Source organism: Pantoea sp. AS142 (assembly GCF_037152305.1).
In the GTDB taxonomy this organism is placed as follows: Bacteria; Pseudomonadota; Gammaproteobacteria; order Enterobacterales; family Enterobacteriaceae; genus Pantoea.
On record NZ_JBBCMO010000004.1, the window covers coordinates 208130 to 228506 of the forward strand.

General features: G+C 57.1%; 16 protein-coding genes. 9 read left to right on the plus strand and 7 right to left on the minus strand.

Translation table 11 applies throughout. The features are described from left to right. The first annotated feature begins 13 nt into the window (after positions 1 to 13). Both WFO64_RS10415 and WFO64_RS10420 read left to right on the plus strand, forming a co-directional pair. Positions 14 to 613, plus strand: coding sequence for a hypothetical protein (locus tag WFO64_RS10415; RefSeq protein ID WP_337011354.1), 600 nt, complete (start codon positions 14 to 16; stop codon positions 611 to 613). Between the two features lie 276 nt (positions 614 to 889). Further along, positions 890 to 3280: a glucose/quinate/shikimate family membrane-bound PQQ-dependent dehydrogenase gene (locus tag WFO64_RS10420; RefSeq protein ID WP_337011356.1), complete on the plus strand. Its 2391-nt coding sequence runs from the start codon at positions 890 to 892 to the stop codon at positions 3278 to 3280. Positions 3281 to 3335: 55 nt separating this feature from the next. On the opposite strand, the gene WFO64_RS10425 is transcribed toward WFO64_RS10420, so the two are convergent. From WFO64_RS10425 to WFO64_RS10435, 3 genes are all read right to left on the minus strand, one after another. Continuing rightward, positions 3336 to 4541 (minus strand): MFS transporter, encoded by a 1206-nt coding sequence (locus WFO64_RS10425; RefSeq protein WP_337011358.1) that lies wholly within the window; start codon positions 4539 to 4541, stop codon positions 3336 to 3338. Between the two features lie 110 nt (positions 4542 to 4651). Further along, complete coding sequence (locus tag WFO64_RS10430) at positions 4652 to 5548, minus strand: LysR family transcriptional regulator (RefSeq protein WP_337011360.1); 897 nt, start codon at positions 5546 to 5548, stop codon at positions 4652 to 4654. Between the two features lie 159 nt (positions 5549 to 5707). Next, positions 5708 to 6076, minus strand: a complete 369-nt coding sequence (locus WFO64_RS10435) for a helix-turn-helix domain-containing protein (RefSeq protein WP_003855685.1) — start codon at positions 6074 to 6076, stop codon at positions 5708 to 5710. A gap of 313 nt (positions 6077 to 6389) precedes the next feature. Here WFO64_RS10435 and WFO64_RS10440 point away from each other — a divergent pair, with 313 nt between their 5' ends. The 3 genes from WFO64_RS10440 to WFO64_RS10450 all read left to right on the plus strand — a co-directional run bounded on the left by WFO64_RS10440 (position 6390) and on the right by WFO64_RS10450 (position 9547). Beyond that, positions 6390 to 7049 carry a response regulator gene (locus WFO64_RS10440; RefSeq protein ID WP_337011362.1) on the plus strand — a complete coding sequence of 220 codons (660 nt, stop codon included), beginning with the start codon at positions 6390 to 6392 and terminating at the stop codon, positions 7047 to 7049. Then, the gene (locus WFO64_RS10445) at positions 7046 to 8401 is read left to right on the plus strand and encodes a sensor histidine kinase (RefSeq protein WP_337011364.1); all 1356 of its coding nucleotides are present in this window, start codon (positions 7046 to 7048) and stop codon (positions 8399 to 8401) included. The genes WFO64_RS10440 and WFO64_RS10445 overlap by 4 nt, the downstream gene beginning before the upstream one ends. A 279-nt stretch (positions 8402 to 8680) precedes the next feature. Continuing rightward, positions 8681 to 9547, plus strand: a complete 867-nt coding sequence (locus tag WFO64_RS10450; RefSeq protein WP_337011366.1) for a nucleoside-specific channel-forming protein Tsx — start codon at positions 8681 to 8683, stop codon at positions 9545 to 9547. Positions 9548 to 9683: 136 nt separating this feature from the next. Here WFO64_RS10450 and yjdN read toward each other — a convergent pair whose 3' ends face one another. Together yjdN and WFO64_RS10460 are read right to left on the minus strand one after the other, a co-directional pair. After that, positions 9684 to 10118 carry a VOC family metalloprotein YjdN gene (gene yjdN, locus WFO64_RS10455; RefSeq protein ID WP_337011368.1) on the minus strand — a complete coding sequence of 145 codons (435 nt, stop codon included), beginning with the start codon at positions 10116 to 10118 and terminating at the stop codon, positions 9684 to 9686. A 72-nt stretch (positions 10119 to 10190) separates the two neighbouring features. Continuing rightward, the gene (locus WFO64_RS10460) at positions 10191 to 11087 is read right to left on the minus strand and encodes a LysR family transcriptional regulator (protein WP_337011370.1); all 897 of its coding nucleotides are present in this window, start codon (positions 11085 to 11087) and stop codon (positions 10191 to 10193) included. A gap of 115 nt (positions 11088 to 11202) precedes the next feature. Here WFO64_RS10460 and WFO64_RS10465 point away from each other — a divergent pair, with 115 nt between their 5' ends. The 4 genes from WFO64_RS10465 to WFO64_RS10480 all read left to right on the plus strand — a co-directional run bounded on the left by WFO64_RS10465 (position 11203) and on the right by WFO64_RS10480 (position 17223). After that, positions 11203 to 12501, plus strand: a complete 1299-nt coding sequence (locus WFO64_RS10465; RefSeq protein ID WP_337011372.1) for a M20 family metallo-hydrolase — start codon at positions 11203 to 11205, stop codon at positions 12499 to 12501. Positions 12502 to 12515: 14 nt separating this feature from the next. Beyond that, on the plus strand, positions 12516 to 13955 hold the full coding sequence (locus tag WFO64_RS10470; RefSeq protein ID WP_337011374.1) for a M20 family metallopeptidase: 1440 nt from the start codon (positions 12516 to 12518) through the stop codon (positions 13953 to 13955). A gap of 159 nt (positions 13956 to 14114) precedes the next feature. Continuing rightward, positions 14115 to 15632, plus strand: coding sequence for a p-aminobenzoyl-glutamate transporter (gene abgT, locus WFO64_RS10475; RefSeq protein WP_337011376.1), 1518 nt, complete (start codon positions 14115 to 14117; stop codon positions 15630 to 15632). A 181-nt stretch (positions 15633 to 15813) separates the two neighbouring features. Then, positions 15814 to 17223, plus strand: coding sequence for an MFS transporter (locus WFO64_RS10480; protein WP_337011378.1), 1410 nt, complete (start codon positions 15814 to 15816; stop codon positions 17221 to 17223). A gap of 46 nt (positions 17224 to 17269) precedes the next feature. On the opposite strand, the gene WFO64_RS10485 is transcribed toward WFO64_RS10480, so the two are convergent. Together WFO64_RS10485 and WFO64_RS10490 are read right to left on the minus strand one after the other, a co-directional pair. After that, complete coding sequence (locus WFO64_RS10485; protein ID WP_337011380.1) at positions 17270 to 18580, minus strand: c-type cytochrome; 1311 nt, start codon at positions 18578 to 18580, stop codon at positions 17270 to 17272. Between the two features lie 10 nt (positions 18581 to 18590). Next, positions 18591 to 20375, minus strand: a complete 1785-nt coding sequence (locus WFO64_RS10490) for a GMC family oxidoreductase (RefSeq protein WP_337011382.1) — start codon at positions 20373 to 20375, stop codon at positions 18591 to 18593. Positions 20376 to 20377: the final 2 nt, after the last annotated feature.

Below are 20377 nucleotides of genomic sequence, written 5' to 3' on the forward strand. Positions count from 1 at the left end.
TTTCACAGAGATAATGAAAAACAGTTTATATAACCCCTATGTTACTGAACCCATCCATCATGTTAAGCGTAATGTCACTGGCATTTGCTATAGCGTGCCTTATCTTCAGCAAAACCCCGATAGCGGTAATATACTTAATACAAACAACATCATTTCATTGCACAACCAAATTGCTACTGAAGCAGCATTAATGATTATTCCGGTTGAAGATATTCGATTACGTGGAATGATCGCGGTTCCGGACGCCTGGTCGCATTTACAGAATGCGCGTATCCGTGTTGGGATTAATTATTCCAGTCTGGCTGCACACAGTACGTCACTGCTTGAATTAACAAAGAAATTTGATTTCTGGCTTTATGATTTTGCGCCGCCAGGTGCCGACTGGCGACTGCTGGAATCCTTTCCTTTCTCAGGAATTGTTTTAACCGAATCGTTCTTTAATGATAATTATGAAAAATTTACCTTCCCTTTTTTTATGGCGACCTTTCGTGAAAAAGGTGCAGAAGTAATCGTAAGAAGTCATACGCCGCCTTTAACCGCTGAGCAGTTTGGTGAGATAAATATCACCGGCTGGCAACAGCAACGCTCGGATGGCGATCTTATTAGCTGTTGATTCACAAATTCTGCCTTCCGACGTTAAGGGCACACGGCGGTGCGCTTAACGTCCTTTAATCCCTTATAAAATGTCGTATTACTCCAGTTGTTAAGCGCTTTAAGCTAAAAAAATCAAACCTCGATCTAATTTTGCTATAACATTTAACACAAAGGGACTATCTGTCTTAACGGAAGAGATACTCAAGAACACCCTTAATCATTTGTACTTGATAACTGAAAACAGCCTATCTGGCTGTTTTCGTGTGTTTTATGGCAACGAAACGAGGTCGATATTATGGGGAAAAACTCCTCATCGTTTGGCGTAATTCGTTTCCTGACAGTACTGTTCACAGTACTGATGGGCGCGTTTATGCTGATTGGCGGCGGCTGGTTAGCCGCTATTGGTGGTTCCAGGTATTACGTTTTCGGCGGTGTGGTTATGCTTATCACCGCTTATCTGCTTTCCCGGCGTAAAAGCACCGCGCTGGTTCTCTATGCGCTGCTGCTGATCGGCACCCTGATATGGGGTGTATGGGAAGTGGGTACCGACTTCTGGGCACTGGCACCGCGCACCGATGTGCTGGTGATCTTCGGTGTCTGGCTGATCCTGCCGTTTGTTTATCGCAGCTTCAACGTGGGCAGCAAAATCGCGCTGGGTAGCATGGCTGTAGCACTGATTGCCAGTGCCATTGTGCTGACCTATGCAGTATTTAACGATCCGCAGGTGAAAAACGGTTCAGTACCCGAAACGGCTGACAACGCCCCGCAGGCTGCGCCACTGAGCGACATCCCGGATGCTGACTGGCCCGCTTATGCGCGCGATCAGCAGGGAACCCGCTTCTCTCCGCTAAAGCAGATTAACCACCAGAATGTGAAAGAGTTGCAGGTTGCCTGGCAATTCCAGACTGGTGACATGAAAACCCCTAACGATCCGGGTGAAATCACCGACGAAGTCACGCCGATTAAAATCCGCGATACGCTTTACCTCTGTTCGCCACATCAGATCCTGTTTGCACTGGATGCGGCTACGGGTAAGCAGAAGTGGAAGTTTGATCCGGGCATGAAGGTCAACCCGACGTTCCAGCATGTCACCTGTCGCGGTGTTTCTTACCACGAAGTGCCGGCAGCGGCCGATGCGGCAAACAGTCAGCCTGCTCTCTGCTCACGTCGTATCTATCTGCCGGTCAACGATGGTCGACTGTTTGCCCTGGACGCAGAGACCGGCGAACGTTGCCCGGCATTTGGCGTCAATGGCGAGCTGGATCTGCAACACAAACAGCCTGTGACTACTGCAGGTCAGTATGAGCCGACCTCACCGCCGGTGATTACCAACACCACCATCGTGATGGCGGGTGCGGTTACCGATAACTATTCAACCCGCGAGCCGTCAGGCGTGATTCGTGGCTTTGATGTAAATACCGGCAAACTGCTGTGGGTGTTCGATCCCGGCGCGAAAGATCCTAATGCCATTCCGGCTGATGAACACACCTTCACCATGAACTCGCCGAACTCATGGGCACCGGCAGTATACGATCCAAAACTGGATACCGTTTACCTGCCAATGGGCGTGACCACACCGGATATCTGGGGCGGCAACCGCACACCAGAGCAGGAGCGTTATGCAAGCAGCGTACTGGCCCTGAATGCCACCACCGGTAAGCTGGTCTGGTCTTATCAGACGGTGCATCACGACCTGTGGGATATGGATCTGCCGTCGCAGCCGACGCTGGCTGACATCACCGACAAAGATGGCAACACCGTACCGGTTGTCTATGCGCCAGCGAAAACCGGCAACATCTTTGTACTGGATCGCCGCACCGGCAAACCTGTGGTGCCTGCGCCAGAAACGCCAGTGCCACAGGGTGCCGCGAAAGGCGATCACGTTGCCGCCACTCAGCCCTACTCTGAGCTGACCTTCCGTCCTGAGCAGAATCTCACGGACAAGGATATGTGGGGCGCGACGATGTTTGACCAACTGGTGTGCCGCGTGATCTTCAAGCGCCTGCGCTATGAAGGTCCGTTCACCCCGCCATCTGAGCAAGGTACACTGGTGTTCCCGGGTAATCTCGGTATGTTCGAATGGGGCGGCATCGCTGTCGATCCTCATCGTCAGATCGCGATTGCAAACCCGATGGCGCTGCCGTTTGTCTCTAAGCTGATCCCACGTGGCACGGGCAACCCGATTGAGCCGCCGAAAGGTGCTGAGGGTGGTTCAGGTACGGAAACCGGTATTCAGCCACAGTATGGCGTGCCGTATGGCGTCGAGCTGAACCCGTTCCTGTCACCGTTTGGTCTGCCATGTAAACAGCCTGCCTGGGGTTACATCTCCGCGGTGGATCTGAAGACCAACAACGTGGTGTGGAAACAGCGTATCGGTACCGTTCGCGATAGCGCACCGGTTCCGCTGCCGTTCAAAATGGGTATGCCGATGCTGGGTGGCCCTGTCACCACCGCGGGTAAGGTGTTCTTCATTGGTGCGACCGCAGATAACTACCTGCGTGCTTACAGCACCGATACCGGCGAGCTGTTATGGCAGGCACGTCTGCCAGCCGGCGGCCAGGCGACACCGATGACCTATGAAGTGGATGGCAAGCAGTACGTTGTCATCGCGGCGGGTGGTCACGGATCGTTTGGTACCAAACTGGGCGATTATGTCATTGCCTACGCGCTGCCAGACCAGAAGTAATTCACGCATCTGTAAGTAACCTAAGGCGGACTCGGGTCCGCCTTTTTTGATCGCGCTACTTTTTCATCCCGCGCCAGTTGAGCCACGCGCAAAATAGCATCACTACGCAGGTTGCCAGAAATACCGGACGCATCCCGAACGCGCCGCCGACCAGCCCACCGAACAGCGGGCCGCTGACCTGGCCGATATATTGCGCCGACGTCGAATATCCCAGCATCCGACCGACCTGTGAACCCGGCACGTTATGACGAATGATCGCCGTGATGCACGGCATCAAACCGCCCAGCGCCATTCCCATCAGAAAACGCAACAGCACCAGTTGCCAGGCCGCTGTGATAAATGCCTGGGGAATCAGCAGCAGCCCGCTCACCAGTAAACCACCGGTCAGCACCCGCCCGTGACCGACCCGATCGGCCAGCCGACCCAGTCGGGGAGCCGCCAGGACCGTGCCCAGCGCCGCAACGGACATCACCAGTCCGGCCATCAGGGTGACCTGATGGTCGCCCTGCACAAACTCGCCGACGTAAAGCGTAATAATCGGCTCAATCGACATGCTGGCGAAGATCAGCAACATGCCAGAGAGCCACATCAGCCGCACCAGCGTGTGATTGACCGGCTGGTCTGCGGAATGCTGTTGCTGGCTGGCGCGCGACATCGTGGCAACACGCGGCTGCTCTTGAAGTAAAAAGGTGGTGGCGAGGAAGGCAAGAAAAATCACCGCGCCGGTCAGCCAGAATGTCTGTCGAATACCGATCAGCGGCGGTAGCACACCACCCAGCAGCGGCCCGACCACGTTGCCCGCCATAATGCCGGAGGACAACATGCCCAGCGCCCAGCCGGTCTGCGCTTTTGGTGTTTGCGCCGCCACCAGAATGGTCGATCCCGACGCGTAGCCGCCCAGCAGCCCCGCCAGCAGGCGCAGCGCCACCAGTTGCCACGGCGCGGTGGCCATGCCTATCAGCGACATCGCAATCGCCATCCCGAGACTGGCCCGAATCAGCATCAGCTTACGACCATAACGGTCAGCCAGCCTGCCCCACAGCGGAGCCGTCAGCGCGGCGCTGAAAAAAGTCGCGCCATAGGCAAGGCCGGACCAGCGGGCGATGGCGGCGGGCTGCTCAACGCCCAGTTGCTGCACATAGAGCGGCAGAAACGGCAGCAGCAGCGTCATCGCTACGATAGTGGTAAAAGAGCCGACGACGCAGACCGCTAAGTTACGCCTCCAGTGCTGAAACTCTGCGGTTTCGGATGACTGTTGCATGGTGATGTCCGGTAAAAGATCAGGGATACAGGCTAACCGGCGTGGCGAAGTAACAACAGTCACGATGGAATAGTTACTCTGTGGCGCAGATTGTTGTCAGTGAGCAACAATCAGACTGGATTCAGCGCCGCCACCAGTGCATCGCACAGCAGCGTCACCGGCGACGCCGTTTCAGGCTTGTCGTGCAGCAGCAGGTAGCTTTGCAGACGATCCATCTGCCACTCCGGCAGCAGTTGCTGAATATCACCGCGCGTCATCGCCTCCTGCGCCATATAAGAAGGCAGATAGGCGATGCCGCTCCCTGCCAGTGCCGCATTAAGCAACGCCATACTGTTGTTCGCACGAAAGCGGCTGCGCACGTCCAGTGCCAGCCGCTGTTTATCACGGCGGAACGGCAGCGCGGCGGTGTGTGCCGGACCATGGAACAGCAGCAGATCGTGGCGCGGCAACATCTCAGGATGGGTAATAGCGGGTCGCTGTGACAGGTAAGCCGGCGCCGCATAGAGTCCCCATTCGATATCGCTCAGGGCCCGGAAATTGCCGTGCTGCGGCGCTCGGGATCGAATCACAATCGCCAGATCCACCTGTTCGTCCAGCCGATCATGATTGCGATCGGTAAGATCGAGATCGACGTTGATATGCAGATGGCGCCGCAGAAAACGATTAAGGACAGGGACCACGCACTGGCCGCCAAAGGTGACCGGAGCCTGTAGCCTGACATGGCCGGCGGGCTGCTGATGCAGTTGCTGCACAAAGGCGTCGGCGCGCTGCACTTCAGCCAGCATCCGCACACAGTAGGGATAGTACGCCTGGCCCAACTCAGTCAGCGCCAGCCGCCGGGTGGTGCGCTGGAGCAGCCGGATACCGAGCCTTAGCTCCAGCCGGGCGATCTCCCGGCTGACATGGGATTTGGACCAGCCGAGCACGCGTGCCGCCTCACTGAAACTCTGTAATTCCACCACCCGTGCAAATACCAACATGGCGGTTAAATTCGCGCCGTTTTCCATGTTTCCCGACTCCGACAGTAAAAGGGATGCTGGCAACAACCTAACACGTCCGGGCGGGGTCAAAACAGGTGAGGTGAGGTGAAGAGCAGGAGGAGAGAGACGCAGAGCGCGGGCCGACCTTCCCGTCCGCAGGCTGTGACGGGAAGGTCTTATCAGGCATCAGCTGGCCATCGCCAGCGGAAACAGCAGCCGATCCGGCTCGACGCGACGCTGACGGCGTAGCTGGCCCGGCGTCATCATGAAATAGTTTTTAAAGGTGCGGGTATAGGCCTGCTGGGTATCGAAACCGTAGTTCATCGCCACCTGCAGTATCGCTTCATTGCTGCTTAACAAGGTGAGCGCAGACTCGGTTAAGCGGCGCTGACGGATATATTCTGCCAGTGAAAAGCCGGTGTGTTGACGAAACAGGCGTTGCAGATGCCAGCGCGAATAGCCCGAGCGGCGCGCCACCTCATCCAGATGCAGATCGTGTCCTAAGTTGTTCTCTATCCAGTCCAGCAAACTCCGAATAAACTCGCGCTGATTCATGGTTCCTCCTGTTGATGCTGATGTGCAGTGGAGCCACTCTACCTGCCTAAATTTATCCCTTAATTAGCAGAAAATTAGCGCAGAATTAGCAACGGCTGGAATGGGGCGATAAGAGCCATTTCAGAGCAAGCTATGACGATTGTCCGCCAAAATAATTCATGCTGTATGCGCGGATCCTCAGAAGCTGACACAAGGCCGTGACAGCGGCGAGCAAAACAGCCAACGCCGCCACAGCGCGAAGTATGAAGGCGGATAATTCTGGCCTAACAATTGGTGAGTAAACTCTCTCTTATCTTTACGAAGGAGATCAGCCATGCGCGTGTTACTGGTTGAAGATGATGAAATGATCGGCGCGAACCTGCAGCAGGCACTGCAGGGCGCGGGCTGGTCGGTGGATTGGGTGCGCGATGGCGTCTATGCCCGGAATGCCTGGAATGAAGGCGGCTACAGCTGCGTGCTGCTCGATCTCGGCTTACCCCGCGATGATGGCCTGCAGGTTCTGCGTCGCGCACGCGCACGCGGCGACGCGACCCCGGTCCTGATTCTTACTGCACGCGACACGGTGGCGCAGCGGATACAGGGACTCGACAGTGGTGCGGACGACTACCTGCTTAAACCGTTCGATCTCCAGGAAGTCATGGCCCGGATGCGTGCCATTACCCGACGCAGCCACGGCGCAGCAGACTCGGTGCTGGGCAGCGGCGATGTCCAGCTGGATATGATGACCCGTGAAGTGCTCTACAAAGGCCAGCGCGAGCAGCTTACGGCGCGGGAATATGCCCTGCTCTACGCCTTACTGGAGCGGCCGGGGGCAATTCTGTCGCGTGAGCAACTGGAAAACCGCATCTATGGCTGGGGCGATGAAGTCAGCAGCAACGCGGTGGATGTTCTGATTCATGGGATGCGTCGCAAGCTGGATAACGACGTGATCCGCAACGTGCGCGGGCTGGGCTGGCGGGTTCCGGCAATATGAAACCCTTTACCTTTATGCGCTCATTACGCAACAAATTACTCTCTACGCTGCTGATTATTCATCTGCTGATGATCGGCGGCGTCACCTGGTATTTCTTTAGCTGTTACGGCGATATGGTCGGCACAATGAAGGACGATCAGTTGGCGAAAATCGCTGATGCCTGGTCCACCAATAAACAGATGCCTGCCCTGATGCCGATGCTTATCGCGCCTGACAAGGCGAAAAGCGCCTTTGTGGTGCAGTTGTGGGACGTTAAGGGTCAGTTACGTGCCAGCTCATGGCCGGAGCTGCAGGCCCCGCTGCAAAATCAGCGCGGTTATCGCGACGTGCATGTGGGTCAGTGCGACGACTGTGAATGGCGCATCTATACCCGGCCCGGCTTACCTGGCAGCGAGATCAAAACGATTCAGGTGATGCACAACCTCAGCTACATGAAAGCCTCAATGGTCAAACGGGCGCTGTCAGCAATCATTCCGATGATCCTGATGATGCCGCTGTCACTGCTGGTGATCTGGCTGGTGGTGCGCAAGATCACCCGGGATCTGCAGGTCGCTTCGCGTCAGATTGCAGCGCAGGAGACGCATCATCCGCACAATGTCTCACCCGAAGGCTTGCCGGATGAGATCCTGCCGCTGGTGGCCGCCTACAACTCACTGCTGAGTAAGCTGCGTGAGGCCTGGTCATCACAGCGTCAGTTCCTGGAAGATGCCGCGCATGAGCTGCGCACGCCCGTGACGGCGGTGACGTTGCAGCTGGAAAATCTGCGTCAGCATATCCAGCCAGGTGAAGCGAGTCGGCAGTTCAGCCAGCTGGAAGCGGGCGTCACGCGCACCCGTCATTTGGTCACGCAGTTACTCAATGTCTCACGGCAGGATGACCAGAGCGTGGTGGCCAGCGTTGAGCATATTGAACTGGAAGATCTACTGAAAGAGAGCATTGAGCAGCTGATGGTGGTGGCGGATAAACGCGGCATCGATATCGGCTTCAATGGCTCGACACAGTACCGTCTGCAGGCCAGCCGCTCCGAGTTGCGCAGCCTGTTCGACAACCTGATTGGCAACGCCATGTTGCACACGCCGGAAGGCAGCCTGGTCGATGTGCTGCTGCATCGGGTCGCAGGTAAAACCGTGGTCGATATTGTCGATAACGGGCCAGGCATGCCGGAATCCTTTATCGAACGCGCGTTTGACCGTTTTACCCGTTCGCCTGACGTTAAAGCCCAGGGCAGCGGGCTGGGGTTATCCATCGTGCGCAACGTCGCACAGAAGCATCAGATTCACGTTGCTCTTTCCAATTGTCTGACGCCACAGGGGACTATTTGTGGTTTGCAGGTTCGCGTTACCCTTCCCTGATCCCGCCCGTTTGATGACGAACCAGACAACGTAAACGGTTGCCTGGTTCCGTTCGATCCCAGCCATTATTGTGAAGCGCATCACATTTTAGCTGAATTGTGATGCAACACTTTTTGACAAACGTGAGCAAAATCTATTTTCTATCGATCTGTTACAGGCACGCTACGCGGGCTGAATAACGGGCTGTTATTTGCTGTGAAACCCTCATTCCCATCAAGGGACCGATTTCTCCCTGACTGCGTCTGCTGTGCGGCGGTCAAAAGCATGTGGCTGATAATAATGAAATTTAAAACGTTGGTAGCAGGTGCCGTGCTGGCATGTTCATTGAGTGGTGCTGCGCAGGCTGCTGAAAGCGATCCGCAGTATCTCTCAGACTGGTGGCATCAGAGCGTAAACGTGGTAGGCAGCTACCACACGCGTTTCGGACCGCAGTTTAACAACGACGTTTATCTTGAATATGAAGCGTTTGCGAAGAAAGACTGGTTCGATTTCTACGGCTATCTCGACGTACCTAACTTCTTCGGCGCGGGCAACAGCAATGCCAATGGCGTGTTCGACCACGGTTCACCGATGTTTATGGAGATTGAGCCACGCTTCTCTATCGACAAACTGACCGGCACCAGCCTGGCGTTTGGCCCGTTCAAAGAGTGGTATTTCGCCAACAACTACATCTACGACATGGGCCGCAACAGCGATAACCGCCAGAACACCTGGTATATGGGTCTGGGCACCGATATTGATACGCACAGCGACGTCGGCCTGTCGCTGAACGTTTACGCCAAATATCAGTGGGAAAACTACGGTGCGGCGAACGAAAACAGCTGGGATGGCTACCGCTTCAAGGTGAAATATTTCGTGCCAATCACCACGCTGTGGGGCGGTAATCTGGGCTATGTGGGCTTTACTAACTTCGACTGGGGTTCCGATCTCAACGAGAAAGGCGGTTCATCACGCACCAGTAACTCCATCGCCTCCAGTCACATTCTGTCACTGGGTTACGATCACTGGCACTTCTCTGCGGTGGCGCGTTACTTCCACAACGGCGGACAGTGGGCGGATGGTCAGGAGCTGAACTTCGGCAAAGGTCCGTTTGAAGTGAAATCTACTGGCTGGGGTTACTACCTGGTGGCGGGTTATAACTTTTGATGAAAACGGGCGGCTGGAATAACCGCCCGTTACGCGAAAAGCTGGCTGCGGGCTTAAAGCCTCAGGCCAGCACTTTCGGATGCAGGCTAATCAGGTAAACGCTGGCATCTGCTGTTGGCTGCTCTTACTTCTGGTTCTACTCCGGCTTCTCGACATTGATGCGCCACGGAATGCCAAACTTATCAATAAACATCGCAAATCCGTTCGACCAGAACGTCTCCTGCCACGGCGTCGTCACCTTACCGCCTGCCGACAGTTTCTCAAACCAGGCTTTACCCTTATCGATATCGGTGGTTGAAAGGCTGACCGCGTAACCAGCATGTTCAGAGGCTGGCGGCTGATCCGTGTTGCCATCACTTAACATCAGCTCACCCTCACCAATACGCAGTTGGGCATGCATAATCTTCTCTGGTGGCAACGGCGGCGCAGACTGATCGCCGACCTGTTCGCCTTGATCTGGCATATCACCGAATTTCATTTTAGCCAGCAATTCTCCCCCGGTCGCCTGCAGGTAAAAGTCGATAGCCTCTTCACAACGGCCATAGAGAAACAGATAAGGACTGACTTGCATCTTAACCTCTATTTGTCGGTTGGATTTTTACAGTACCTTAATAGTGTAGACGATCGACTTTACTGCCTGATTTCACTGGCAATAACGGCGAAAGAGCTGTGCCATATAACTGCTCATTGGTGTCAGGGCGGTGTCTTTGCGCTGAATCAGATAGAAGATGGCTTTCGGCAGAGGATCGTCGAGCGTTAGCGCCACCAGCGACCGGCCCAGAATCGGATCGTCAATCACATCGACCGACAGAATACTGATGAAATCGCTTTGCGCCACCAGACTGGTGCAGGCCATAAACGTTTCACAGGTCACCACGATTTTGGGTGCCATGCCGCGCTCGCCAAACAGATCGTGCAACAGACGGTAGTAACTGCCTTTGGGGGTTGGCATCGTCCAGTCCGCCTGCTGTAACGCGGCCAGAGAGCGGGCCTTTTCCAGCGGATGACCTTTGCGCACCACCACTTTATATTCACGTTCCATCATCCGCTCATACATCAGCGCCTGATCGAGATGACTCTGATCGTAGGTATTGATGGTGAAATCGAGCGCCCCCTGACGTAACTCATGCACCATCGACACCAGCTGACCTTCGACAATACGCACCTTCACCAGCGGGTATTCGCGATGAAACTGATTAATTACCTGCGGCATGATGGTGCGTGCCACGCTGCCTCCGACCCCGATATTCACCTGACCACCACCCAGTCCCAGCCGCTGCTGGATATCCTCTTCTGCGACCCGCAGCTCTGCCAGCACCAGGCTGGCATGACGAAAAAAGTTATCACCGATATCGGTTAACACCACGCCCTGCTGCCGGCGGATAAACAGCTTTGTTCCCAGTTCACGCTCCAGCTCCTGAATTGCTTTGGTTAACGCCGGTTGCGACAGCCCGGAAAGACGGCTTGCCGCCCGGATACTGCCCTGTCGCGCCACGTCAACGAAAGCGCGTAGCTGATGAAGCTTGAGATTGGCAGACATAGATTTTGCGATAACCGTTGTTTATCAGTCACAAGATATTCGCATCTTATGCCGGCCAATACCATTGTGTAGATTCGGAACAGTGCATAAAAAATCAACAACGCGGAGAGAGCCAATGAACACCCTTTCAAACCACGTCAGCACCCGGCTGACACAGTTGCAACAATGGCGTCGCGACTTCCATCACTATGCCGAATCGGGCTGGCTGGAGTTCCGTACTGCCACCTTAGTCGCAGAAGAACTCCATCAGCTCGGTTATCAACTGAAACTGGGCCGTGAAGTGATCGACGCCGATGCACGCATGGGCTTGCCCGACGACGCCGTGCTGAAGCAGCAGGAAGCGCGTGCGCTGCAACAGGGCGCGCTGCCGCAGTGGATCAGCCATTTCTCTGGTGGATTCTGCGGCATCGTCGCCACACTGGAGACCGGCCGTCCTGGGCCGGTGATGGGCTTCCGTGTCGATATGGATGCACTGGATCTCAACGAAAGTCAGGCCGGGGATCACCTGCCGCAGCGTGAAGGATTCGCCTCCTGCAACGCCGGCATGATGCACGCCTGCGGTCATGACGGCCATACCACCATTGGTCTCGGCCTCGCCTCCGTGCTGATGGCGATGAAAGATCAGCTCAGCGGGACAATTAAACTGATTTTTCAGCCTGCCGAAGAGGGCGTGCGCGGCGCCAAAGCGATGGTCGCGGCGGGCGTGGTCGATGACGTTGATCGTTTTACGGCCATTCATATCGGCACCGGCGTACCCGCAGGCGAAGTGGTGTGCGGCAGCGACAGCTTTCTTGCCACCACCAAACTGGATGTCCATTTCACCGGCATCGGTGCCCATGCGGGAGGTCGCCCGGAAGAGGGTCGCAATGCCCTGCTGGCCGCCGCGCAGGCGACACTGGCGCTGCATGGCTTAACCCAGCACAGCGGCGGCGTTGCGCGGGTTAATGTTGGCGTGCTGCAGGCGGGAACCGGCCGCAACGTGGTGGCCGACTGCGCCCTGCTTAAAGTCGAAACCCGTGGCGTGACTAATCAGGTGAATGACGACATCTATCAGCAGGCGCTGCGAGTGATTGCCGGGGCGGCGGCGATGTATGGCGTTGAGCAGCAGGTTTCGCTGATGGGTGCCGCACGCAGTTGTACCCCGACGCAGCCGTGGGTTGATTTCATCCATCAGCAGGCCGACGCACTCGGCATTTTCGATTCCGTGGTCGATCGTAAAGCGCAGGCGGCGGGTTCGGAAGATGCGACCTACATGATGGAGCGGGTAAAGCAGCGCGGTGGTCAGGCCTCTTACGTCATTTTCGGCTGTGAGCTGGCGGCAGGTCACCACAATTCGAAATTCGACTTTGACGAGCGGGTGATGCCGGACGCCATCACGCTGCTGGCGACGCTGGCGCTGAATCAGACGCAATAGGGAGAATCGCGATAATGGACGCGTTTATTACCGATTATATCGAGCGCCATCAGCTCCGCTTCAGCACGCTCAGCGACGCGATCTGGGACACGCCGGAAACCCGCTTCGCCGAAACCCGCTCGTCAGCACGGCTTTCCGAAGCCCTGGAAGAAGAGGGATTCAGAGTAGAACGCGGCGTGGGTGGCATCGACACCGCCTTTATCGCCAGCTTTGGTTGCGGCAAGCCGGTGATTGCCATTCTTGGTGAGTTCGATGCACTTGCCGGTCTGAGCCAGCAATCGGGCTGCGCCCGGCCACAACCGCTGGAGGCTAACGGCAACGGTCATGGCTGCGGCCACAACCTGCTCGGTACGGCGGGCGTCGCCGCGGCCTGTGCCGTGAAAGCGTGGATGGAGCAGCATCTCACCGATGGCACGGTTCGCTTTTATGGCTGTCCTGGCGAAGAAGGCGGTTCGGGCAAGACCTTTATGGTGCGCGAAGGGCTGTTTGACGACGTTGATGCCGCCGTAACCTGGCATCCTGAAGGGTTCAGCGGCATGTTTAATCTGCGCACCCTCGCCAATATTCAGGCGGCATTCAGTTTCAAAGGGGTTGCGGCGCACGCGGCCAATTCCCCCCATCTGGGCCGCAGCGCACTGGATGCCGTCACGTTGATGAATACCGGGGCCAACTTTCTGCGTGAACATATTGTGCAGGAGGCGCGTCTGCACTACGCCATCACCAACAGCGGCGGCGTATCACCGAATGTGGTGCAGGCCGATGCGGAGGTGCTCTACCTGATTCGCGCCCCGGAACTGCCGCAGGCGCAGGCGATCTATGAACGGGTAATCAATATCGCCAGGGGCGCAGCGCTGATGACCGACACCACGCTGACGGTGCGTTTTGACAAAGCCTGTTCGGACTACGTGCCGAATCGCGCGCTGGAAGCAGTTATGGAGCGCTATTTGCATCAGTTTGGTTTGCCCGACTATAGCGACGAAGAGCGCGCATTTGCGGCTGAACTGCGTGCCACCCTGACCGATGACGATCTGCGCAATGCCCGGCTCAATGCCGCCCGCACCGGTGGCGCAGCCGGTCATGTATGGGCGGAACAACTGGGCGATAAGCTGTTTATGGATGACGTCGCGCCCTATGCGGTCACGCGTGAGCTGCTGTATGGCTCTACCGATGTCGGCGATGTCAGCTGGGTGACGCCGACTGCACAATGTTTTGCGCCCTGCTTTACCTTCGGCACGCCGCTGCACACCTGGCAACTGGTGGCGCAGGGCCGCACCACTATCGGGCATAAAGGGATGTTTCTGGCGGGCAAAGTGATGGCGGCCACGGTGTTAACGCTGCTCACCGACCAGCAGGCACTGGCTGACTGCCGGGCCGAGTTTGACCGGGTACGCGCCGCGCAGCCCTATCACTGCCCGATCCCGACGGGGATCACACCGACAAAACTGGCCGAATGAGCCAACGGCCGTGTCTCTGACGCGGACCACGATAAAAAAATTGCAAACACGTCCCTGATTCAGCGGAGCCGGAACTGAACTCACCGTCGGTCATCTACCACGACCGGCGCCAGTCCGGCCCTCCGCCGATAAGGGGAACACAAGACGAGAACCAATACCATGGAAGCAACATCCGAGAACCGCAGCCCTGGCCGGCTATTTAGCTGGATCGAGCGCGTGGGCAATAAAGTGCCCAACCCGTTTTTACTGTTTGTCTATCTGATCGTAGTGCTGATGGTGACAACCGCCATTATCAGCGCGCTGGAACTGGCGGTGAAGAACCCCAGCAACGGCGAAATGGTGAGGGTGAATAACCTGCTGAGCGTTGCAGGCATTCAGTGGATCCTGCCCAATATCATTAAAAACTTCAGCAGCTTCACCCCGCTGGGATCGATTCTGGCACTGGTGATTGGTGCCGGACTGGCGGAAAAAGTCGGCCTGCTGCAGTCGCTGATGGTGAAGATGGCGTCACGCGTCAGCCGCCGTTACGCCAGTTACATGGTGCTGTTTATCGCCTTTTTTAGCCATATTTCCTCTGATGCCGCGCTGGTGGTGATGCCGCCGCTGGGCGCGCTGATCTTCCTGGCGGTGGGTCGTCATCCGGTGGCGGGCCTGCTGGCGGCCATTGCCGGTGTGGCCTCCGGCTTTACCGCCAACCTGCTGATTGTCACCACCGATGTGCTGCTCTCGGGCATCAGCACCGAAGCGGCTAAAGCGGTCAGCGACACGGTGCACGTCAGCGTGATTGATAACTGGTTCTTTATGGCCACCTCGGTGATTGTGCTGACGATAGTGGGCGCGCTGCTGACCGATAAGTTTGTCGAGCCGCGACTGCCAAAGTGGCAGGGCAACGGTGAGAAGCTGGCGGCGCTGACGCCACTGGAGAACCGGGGTCTGCGCGCTGCCGGGATTGCCGCGCTGCTGTTTATCGCCCTGATGGCGCTGCTGGTGGTGCCGGAAAATGCGCCGCTGCGCAATCCCACCACCGGCGCCATTATCCCCTCGCCCTTTATTCAGGGCATCGTGCCAATCATCATTCTGTTTTTCTTTGTCGTCGCTATTGCTTACGGCGTGGTGACCCGGCAGATTCGCCGTCCGGATGATATCCCGCAGCTGCTGGTCGATCCGATGAAGGGCATGGCGGGTTTTATCGTGATGGTGTTCCCGCTGTCGCAGTTCGTGGCGTTCTTTAACTGGAGCAACATGGGCAAATTCATGGCAATCGGGCTGACCGATGTGCTGGAGAGTGCTGGCGTCAGCGGCGCGCCCGCTTTTCTCGGCCTGATGTTTCTGTCGGCGTTTCTCTGCATGTTTATCGCCAGCGGCTCCGCGATCTGGTCGATTCTGGCGCCGGTCTTCGTGCCGATGTTTATGCTGCTTGGCTTCCATCCCGCCTTTGCCCAGATGATTTTCCGCATCGCCGACTCCGCCGTGCTGCCGCTGGCACCGATGTCGCCCTTTCTGCCGCTATTTCTCGCCTTTTTGCAGCGCTACCAGAAAGATGCGCAGCTCGGCACCTATTACGTGCTGATCTTCCCCTATCCGCTGGTGTTCTTTATCAGCTGGATAGCGCTGCTGCTGGTCTGGTATCTGCTGGGTCTGCCGATCGGGCCAGGCGTCTGGCCGAAACTGCCGTAAGGCTCCCGCCACGGATGGCAAAACCTGCAACGTACATTGCTAAATCGTCAGCAACGCCCCTCTCGGCAACGGCAGATGAATTGACTATTCTGCTATTTCTTCGCTTGCTAACGGTTAACTATTTTAATAAGCCTCTGACCGGCTGCGAGTCATCTCCACACTGCCTGAGGTTCACGCTGATATGACCACCACCTCCACCAGGATACCGCCGATGCACGCTTCATCGGCTAACCATAAAAGCTTAGCCGCACGCATTGATGCGCTGCCCTCCTCCGCCGGGTTGTGGCTTTTTATTACGTTGCTGGCGCTGGGCGGCTTTTTTGAGCTGTATGATCTGTTTGAAACCGGCTACATCAGTACCGGCCTGCTGTCGGCGGGCGTCTTTCACACTGGTGCGGCAGGCGTGCTGGGCTTTTCCGATCAGGCGGCCTTCGCCTCGGCCACTTTTCTCGGTCTTTTTTTCGGTGCCAGCCTGCTGGCGCCCTATGCTGACCGCTTTGGTCGCCGTCTGACGTTTATGTGTGCGCTGCTGTGGTATGGGCTGTTTTCGCTGCTAATGGCGTTTCAGCAGAGCGCGGAGATGATTATTCTGTTCCGCTTTCTGGTGGGGATCGGGCTGGGCGTCGAGCTGGTAACCATTGACACCTATCTGTCGGAATGGGTGCCAAGCCATCTGCGCAGCCGCGCCTTTGCCTTCTCCTTTTTCGTGCAGTTTTTATCGGTGCCGGCCGTGGCGCTGATGTCGTGGTGGCTGATTCCGCAAACGCTGTTCAGCCTTGAAGGCTGGCGCTGGGTGGTCATTGCGGGCGCGGTCTGTTCTCTGGTGATCTGGCTGGTGCGCAGGAACCTGCCGGAGTCGGCGCGCTGGCTGGCGCAGCAGGGTCGTCATCAGGAAGCGCATCAGGTGCTGTCCACGATGGAACAACGCTGCGGCATCCCGGCCGGACCCGCTTTTTCAGCCGATGATGCGGCGGCACAGTGGCCAAAACGGGGGCATTTCAGTGAGATCTGGTCACCTGCCTACCGCAAACGCACCCTGATGCTGGTGGTGATGAACTTTTTCCAGGCCATCGGCTTTTTCGGTTTTGGAAACTGGCTGCCCGCGCTGCTGTCAGGCCGCGGTGCCACGGTGACGCACAGCCTGCTCTATGCCTTTTTCATCACGCTGGCCTATCCGCTGGGATCGCTGATCTGTAGCCGCTACGCCGATAAGCTGGAGAATAAGTGGCAGATCGTTCTGTCGTCGCTGATGACGGTGGTGTTCGGCACGCTGTTCGCCTTCCAGACGCAGCCGGTGCTGCTGATTCTCTGCGGCATCCTGATCACCGGGTCCAACGCCTGGCTGACCTTCAGCTTCCACGCCTATCAGACCGAAATTTTCCCGACCCATATTCGGGCGCGGGCAGTCGGCTTCTGCTACTCCTTCAGCCGCCTCTCTACGGTTTTCAGCAGTATTTTGATCGGGGTGATATTGCAGTACACCGGAACGCCAGGCGTGATCACCTTTATCGTGCTGAGCATGGTGATGGTGATGCTGTCGGTGGGGATTTACGGGCCGAAAACGCGCGGTCTCGATCTGGAGAATATTTAAAAGAAAAGGCCGTCATCACCCCGATGACGGCCTTTTTAACGGCGGGTTATTGGCTTTCCAGTACCCGGATATCCGCATTGCCCAGCCGATCTTTCTCATCTTTACGCAGCGCAGCGACCTGTTTCGCGCTGACCGGTTCCGACGCCTTGTTGCCCCAACTGGTACGCACGAAGTTCACCACGTCCGCCACCTGCTGATCGTTGAGACGCCAGCCAAATGCCGGCATGGTAATGATCGACGGCGCCCCCTTGACGCCAGGCAACTGCCCACCTGCCAGCACGATATGGATCAGTGAGGTCGGATCGTCAGCCAGCACCACCGGATTGCCGCGCAGTGCCGGGTAGAAGCGTGTATAGCCGCTGCCATCGGTTTTATGGCACGCCGCACAGCTGTCGACGTAGGTGGCTGCCCCCGTCGCACTGTCGTCACCTTTCCACAACGCTTTGGCGGTGGCGTCATCGACGCTGAAGGCTGCCTGATGGGGATCTTTCGCGCCCAGCGACTTCAGATAGCGCGCAATAGCGGTGATATCGGACTCGCTCAGGTGCTGCAGACTGTGTTCCACCACGTCGGTCATGCCACCGAAAGCGGCGGTCTGATCGTTGCGGCCATAACGCAGGAACTGACGCAGATCCTCTTCGCTCCAGCGACCCAACCCATCGCGGTTATCGCCGCGCAGGTTGCTGGCGGTCCAGCCATCAATCGGTGCGCTGCTGCCCGCCAGATAGTCAATGCCTTCATTGTTGGTCAGCGCCTTCTCCTGCATGGTAATGCTACGCGGCGTATGACAGGCCCCACAGTGACCCAGTCCTTCAACCAGATAGCGACCGCGTGCCAGCACCGGATCTTCCTGGGCGGCTGGCTGGAACGCTTTCACGTCGGGCGCAAAAATTCCGCGCCAGATAGCCAGCGGCCAGCGCATCGACAGCGGCCAGGGGATGTCGCTCTCCCGGTTGGGTTGGCTGACCGGCGCTACGCCATGCATGAAGTAAGCGTAAAGCGCCTTCATATCCTCATCGCTGACCACTGCATAAGAGGGGTATGGCATCGCCGGATAGAGCGTATCGCCATTTTTCGCCACGCCGTGACGCACCGCTTTCTGGAAGTCGTCGAAGCTGTATTCGCCAATGCCGGTGGCGGAATCGGGCGTGATGTTGGTGGAGTAGATGGTGCCAATGGGTGTCGCCATCGGCAGACCACCGGCAAACGCCGCGCCCCCTTTGCTGGTGTGACAGGCCACACAGTCACCGGCTCGCGCCAGATACTCGCCCCGTTTAATTAAATCGTCCTGGCTGCTCTCCGCCAGTGCGGCAAACGCCAGGGAGCCAAGAATCAGAGCCAGAATGCCATTTTTCATCACCATGTCCTTATGCCTGCACCAGTGGGCCGGGGTTTTTCAGGTAGTGTTCGCGAATCGCTTTGGCTGACCAGTAGGTCAGCGCCGCCACCATGCCGGTCGGGTTGTAGCCCAGTCCCTGCGGGAAGGCTGACGCGCCCGGTACAAACACATTTGGCACATCCCAGCTTTGCAGAAAACGGTTAACCGCACTGGTTTTTGGATCGTCGCCCATGATCGCCCCGCCACTGATGTGGGTGGTCTGATAAACCGTGGAGTCGAAATGGGTGCCCGGCTTTTTCGCGCCACCAATAATCATCTTTGGGTTCATCGCTTCGGCAATATTGCGCATCTTACCGACCATAAACTGCGCCATTTTGATGTCGTTCTCCTGCCAGTCAAAGGTCATGCGCAGCAGTGGCTGTCCATAGGCATCTTTGTAGTTGGGATCGAGATCAAGGTAGTTGGCGCGATAGGACTGGTGCGCGCCGTGCGCATCCATCGACAGGTGATGGGTATAAGTGTCTGCCACCGCCGCTTTCCATTTACTGCCCCAGTTGGGCGTACCCGTCGGCACCGGCAGGCCCGAGATCGGTTTAGTGCCCGCCTGGTTGACCCAGAATGGCGAACCACCGACAAAGCCCAACGGCCCGTGATCGAAGTTATCCGCGTTAAAATCATCCATCCCGACGCCCGCGCCACCCGCACCGATAAACGGATTGGTTGTGGTATTTTTATCGAACAGCGCCTTCAGCGTAGAGAGATTCTGATAGGCGAAGTTGCGGCCCACCGTGCCTTCGTTGGTGATCGGGTTGTAGGGTTTACCGATGCCCGACAGCAGCATCAGGTGAACGTTGTGAAACTGGAAGGCGGAAAGGATCACCAGGCCAGCCGGCTGAACCTGCTCGCGACCCTGACCATCCACATAGGTCACGCCGGTTGCGCGCGTTTTGTCATCGCTGAGATTAACCCGCAGCACATAAGAATTATTGCGCAGCTCAAACTTCGGCTCCTGACGCAGCGCAGGCAGGATGTTGACGTTAGGCGACGCTTTGGAATACATGTAGCAGGCGTAGCCGCTGCAGTAACCGCAGAAGTTGCACGGCCCCATCTGCGCGCCATAGGTGTTGGTATAAGGACCTGAGGTATTAGCGGACGGCAGATCGTAAGGATGATAGCCGACCGACTCGGCCGCCTGCGCAAACAGTTGCGCCGAGTAAGTGCGCTTCTGTGCCGGCAGCGGGAAGTTATCTGAGCGATCGGGCGCGAACGGGTTACCGCCTATCTCTTTGCCGACCACTTTACCCTTGATGCTCCAGGCGCTGCCTGACGTGCCAAAGACTTTTTCCGCCTTGTCGAAGAATGGCTCCAGCTCATCGTAGCTGACGCCAAAATCCTGAATCGTCATGCCTTCCGGGATGAAGTTCTTGCCGTAGCGCTCTTCGTAATGGCTGCGCATCCGCAGCTCAATCGGATCGACCCGGAAATGAACGCCGGACCAGTGCAGGCCTGCGCCGCCGGTGCCGGTGCCGGGCAGAAACGCCGCCAGTTGCCGATAAGGCACCGCCGTTTGTGAGGCATCGTGACGAATGGTCACGGTGCTTTTGGAAAGATCCTGGAACAGCTTTTTGCGGATGTTATAGGTCAGCTCATCAATGGACTGCGGATAGGAGCCATCGGGATAGGTATCGCGATGCGGTCCACGCTCCAGCGCCAGCACGTTCAGGCCCGCTTCGGTCAGCTCTTTCGCCATAATCGCGCCTGCCCAGCCGAAGCCGACAATCACCGCATCCACTTTTTTCATTTCGTTAGCCATGC

Excerpts from the sequence above, each read along its gene's own strand:
- WFO64_RS10415 (WP_337011354.1), top strand. The coding sequence starts at position 14 with ATGAAAAACAGTTTATATAACCCCTATGTTACTGAACCCATCCATCAT.
- WFO64_RS10420 (WP_337011356.1), top strand. The coding sequence starts at position 890 with ATGGGGAAAAACTCCTCATCGTTTGGCGTAATTCGTTTCCTGACAGTA.
- WFO64_RS10425 (WP_337011358.1), bottom strand. The coding sequence starts at position 4,541 with ATGCAACAGTCATCCGAAACCGCAGAGTTTCAGCACTGGAGGCGTAAC.
- WFO64_RS10430 (WP_337011360.1), bottom strand. The coding sequence starts at position 5,548 with ATGGAAAACGGCGCGAATTTAACCGCCATGTTGGTATTTGCACGGGTG.
- WFO64_RS10435 (WP_003855685.1), bottom strand. The coding sequence starts at position 6,076 with ATGAATCAGCGCGAGTTTATTCGGAGTTTGCTGGACTGGATAGAGAAC.
- WFO64_RS10440 (WP_337011362.1), top strand. The coding sequence starts at position 6,390 with ATGCGCGTGTTACTGGTTGAAGATGATGAAATGATCGGCGCGAACCTG.
- WFO64_RS10445 (WP_337011364.1), top strand. The coding sequence starts at position 7,046 with ATGAAACCCTTTACCTTTATGCGCTCATTACGCAACAAATTACTCTCT.
- WFO64_RS10450 (WP_337011366.1), top strand. The coding sequence starts at position 8,681 with ATGAAATTTAAAACGTTGGTAGCAGGTGCCGTGCTGGCATGTTCATTG.
- yjdN (WP_337011368.1), bottom strand. The coding sequence starts at position 10,118 with ATGCAAGTCAGTCCTTATCTGTTTCTCTATGGCCGTTGTGAAGAGGCT.
- WFO64_RS10460 (WP_337011370.1), bottom strand. The coding sequence starts at position 11,087 with ATGTCTGCCAATCTCAAGCTTCATCAGCTACGCGCTTTCGTTGACGTG.
- WFO64_RS10465 (WP_337011372.1), top strand. The coding sequence starts at position 11,203 with ATGAACACCCTTTCAAACCACGTCAGCACCCGGCTGACACAGTTGCAA.
- WFO64_RS10470 (WP_337011374.1), top strand. The coding sequence starts at position 12,516 with ATGGACGCGTTTATTACCGATTATATCGAGCGCCATCAGCTCCGCTTC.
- abgT (WP_337011376.1), top strand. The coding sequence starts at position 14,115 with ATGGAAGCAACATCCGAGAACCGCAGCCCTGGCCGGCTATTTAGCTGG.
- WFO64_RS10480 (WP_337011378.1), top strand. The coding sequence starts at position 15,814 with ATGACCACCACCTCCACCAGGATACCGCCGATGCACGCTTCATCGGCT.
- WFO64_RS10485 (WP_337011380.1), bottom strand. The coding sequence starts at position 18,580 with ATGAAAAATGGCATTCTGGCTCTGATTCTTGGCTCCCTGGCGTTTGCC.
- WFO64_RS10490 (WP_337011382.1), bottom strand. The coding sequence starts at position 20,375 with ATGGCTAACGAAATGAAAAAAGTGGATGCGGTGATTGTCGGCTTCGGC.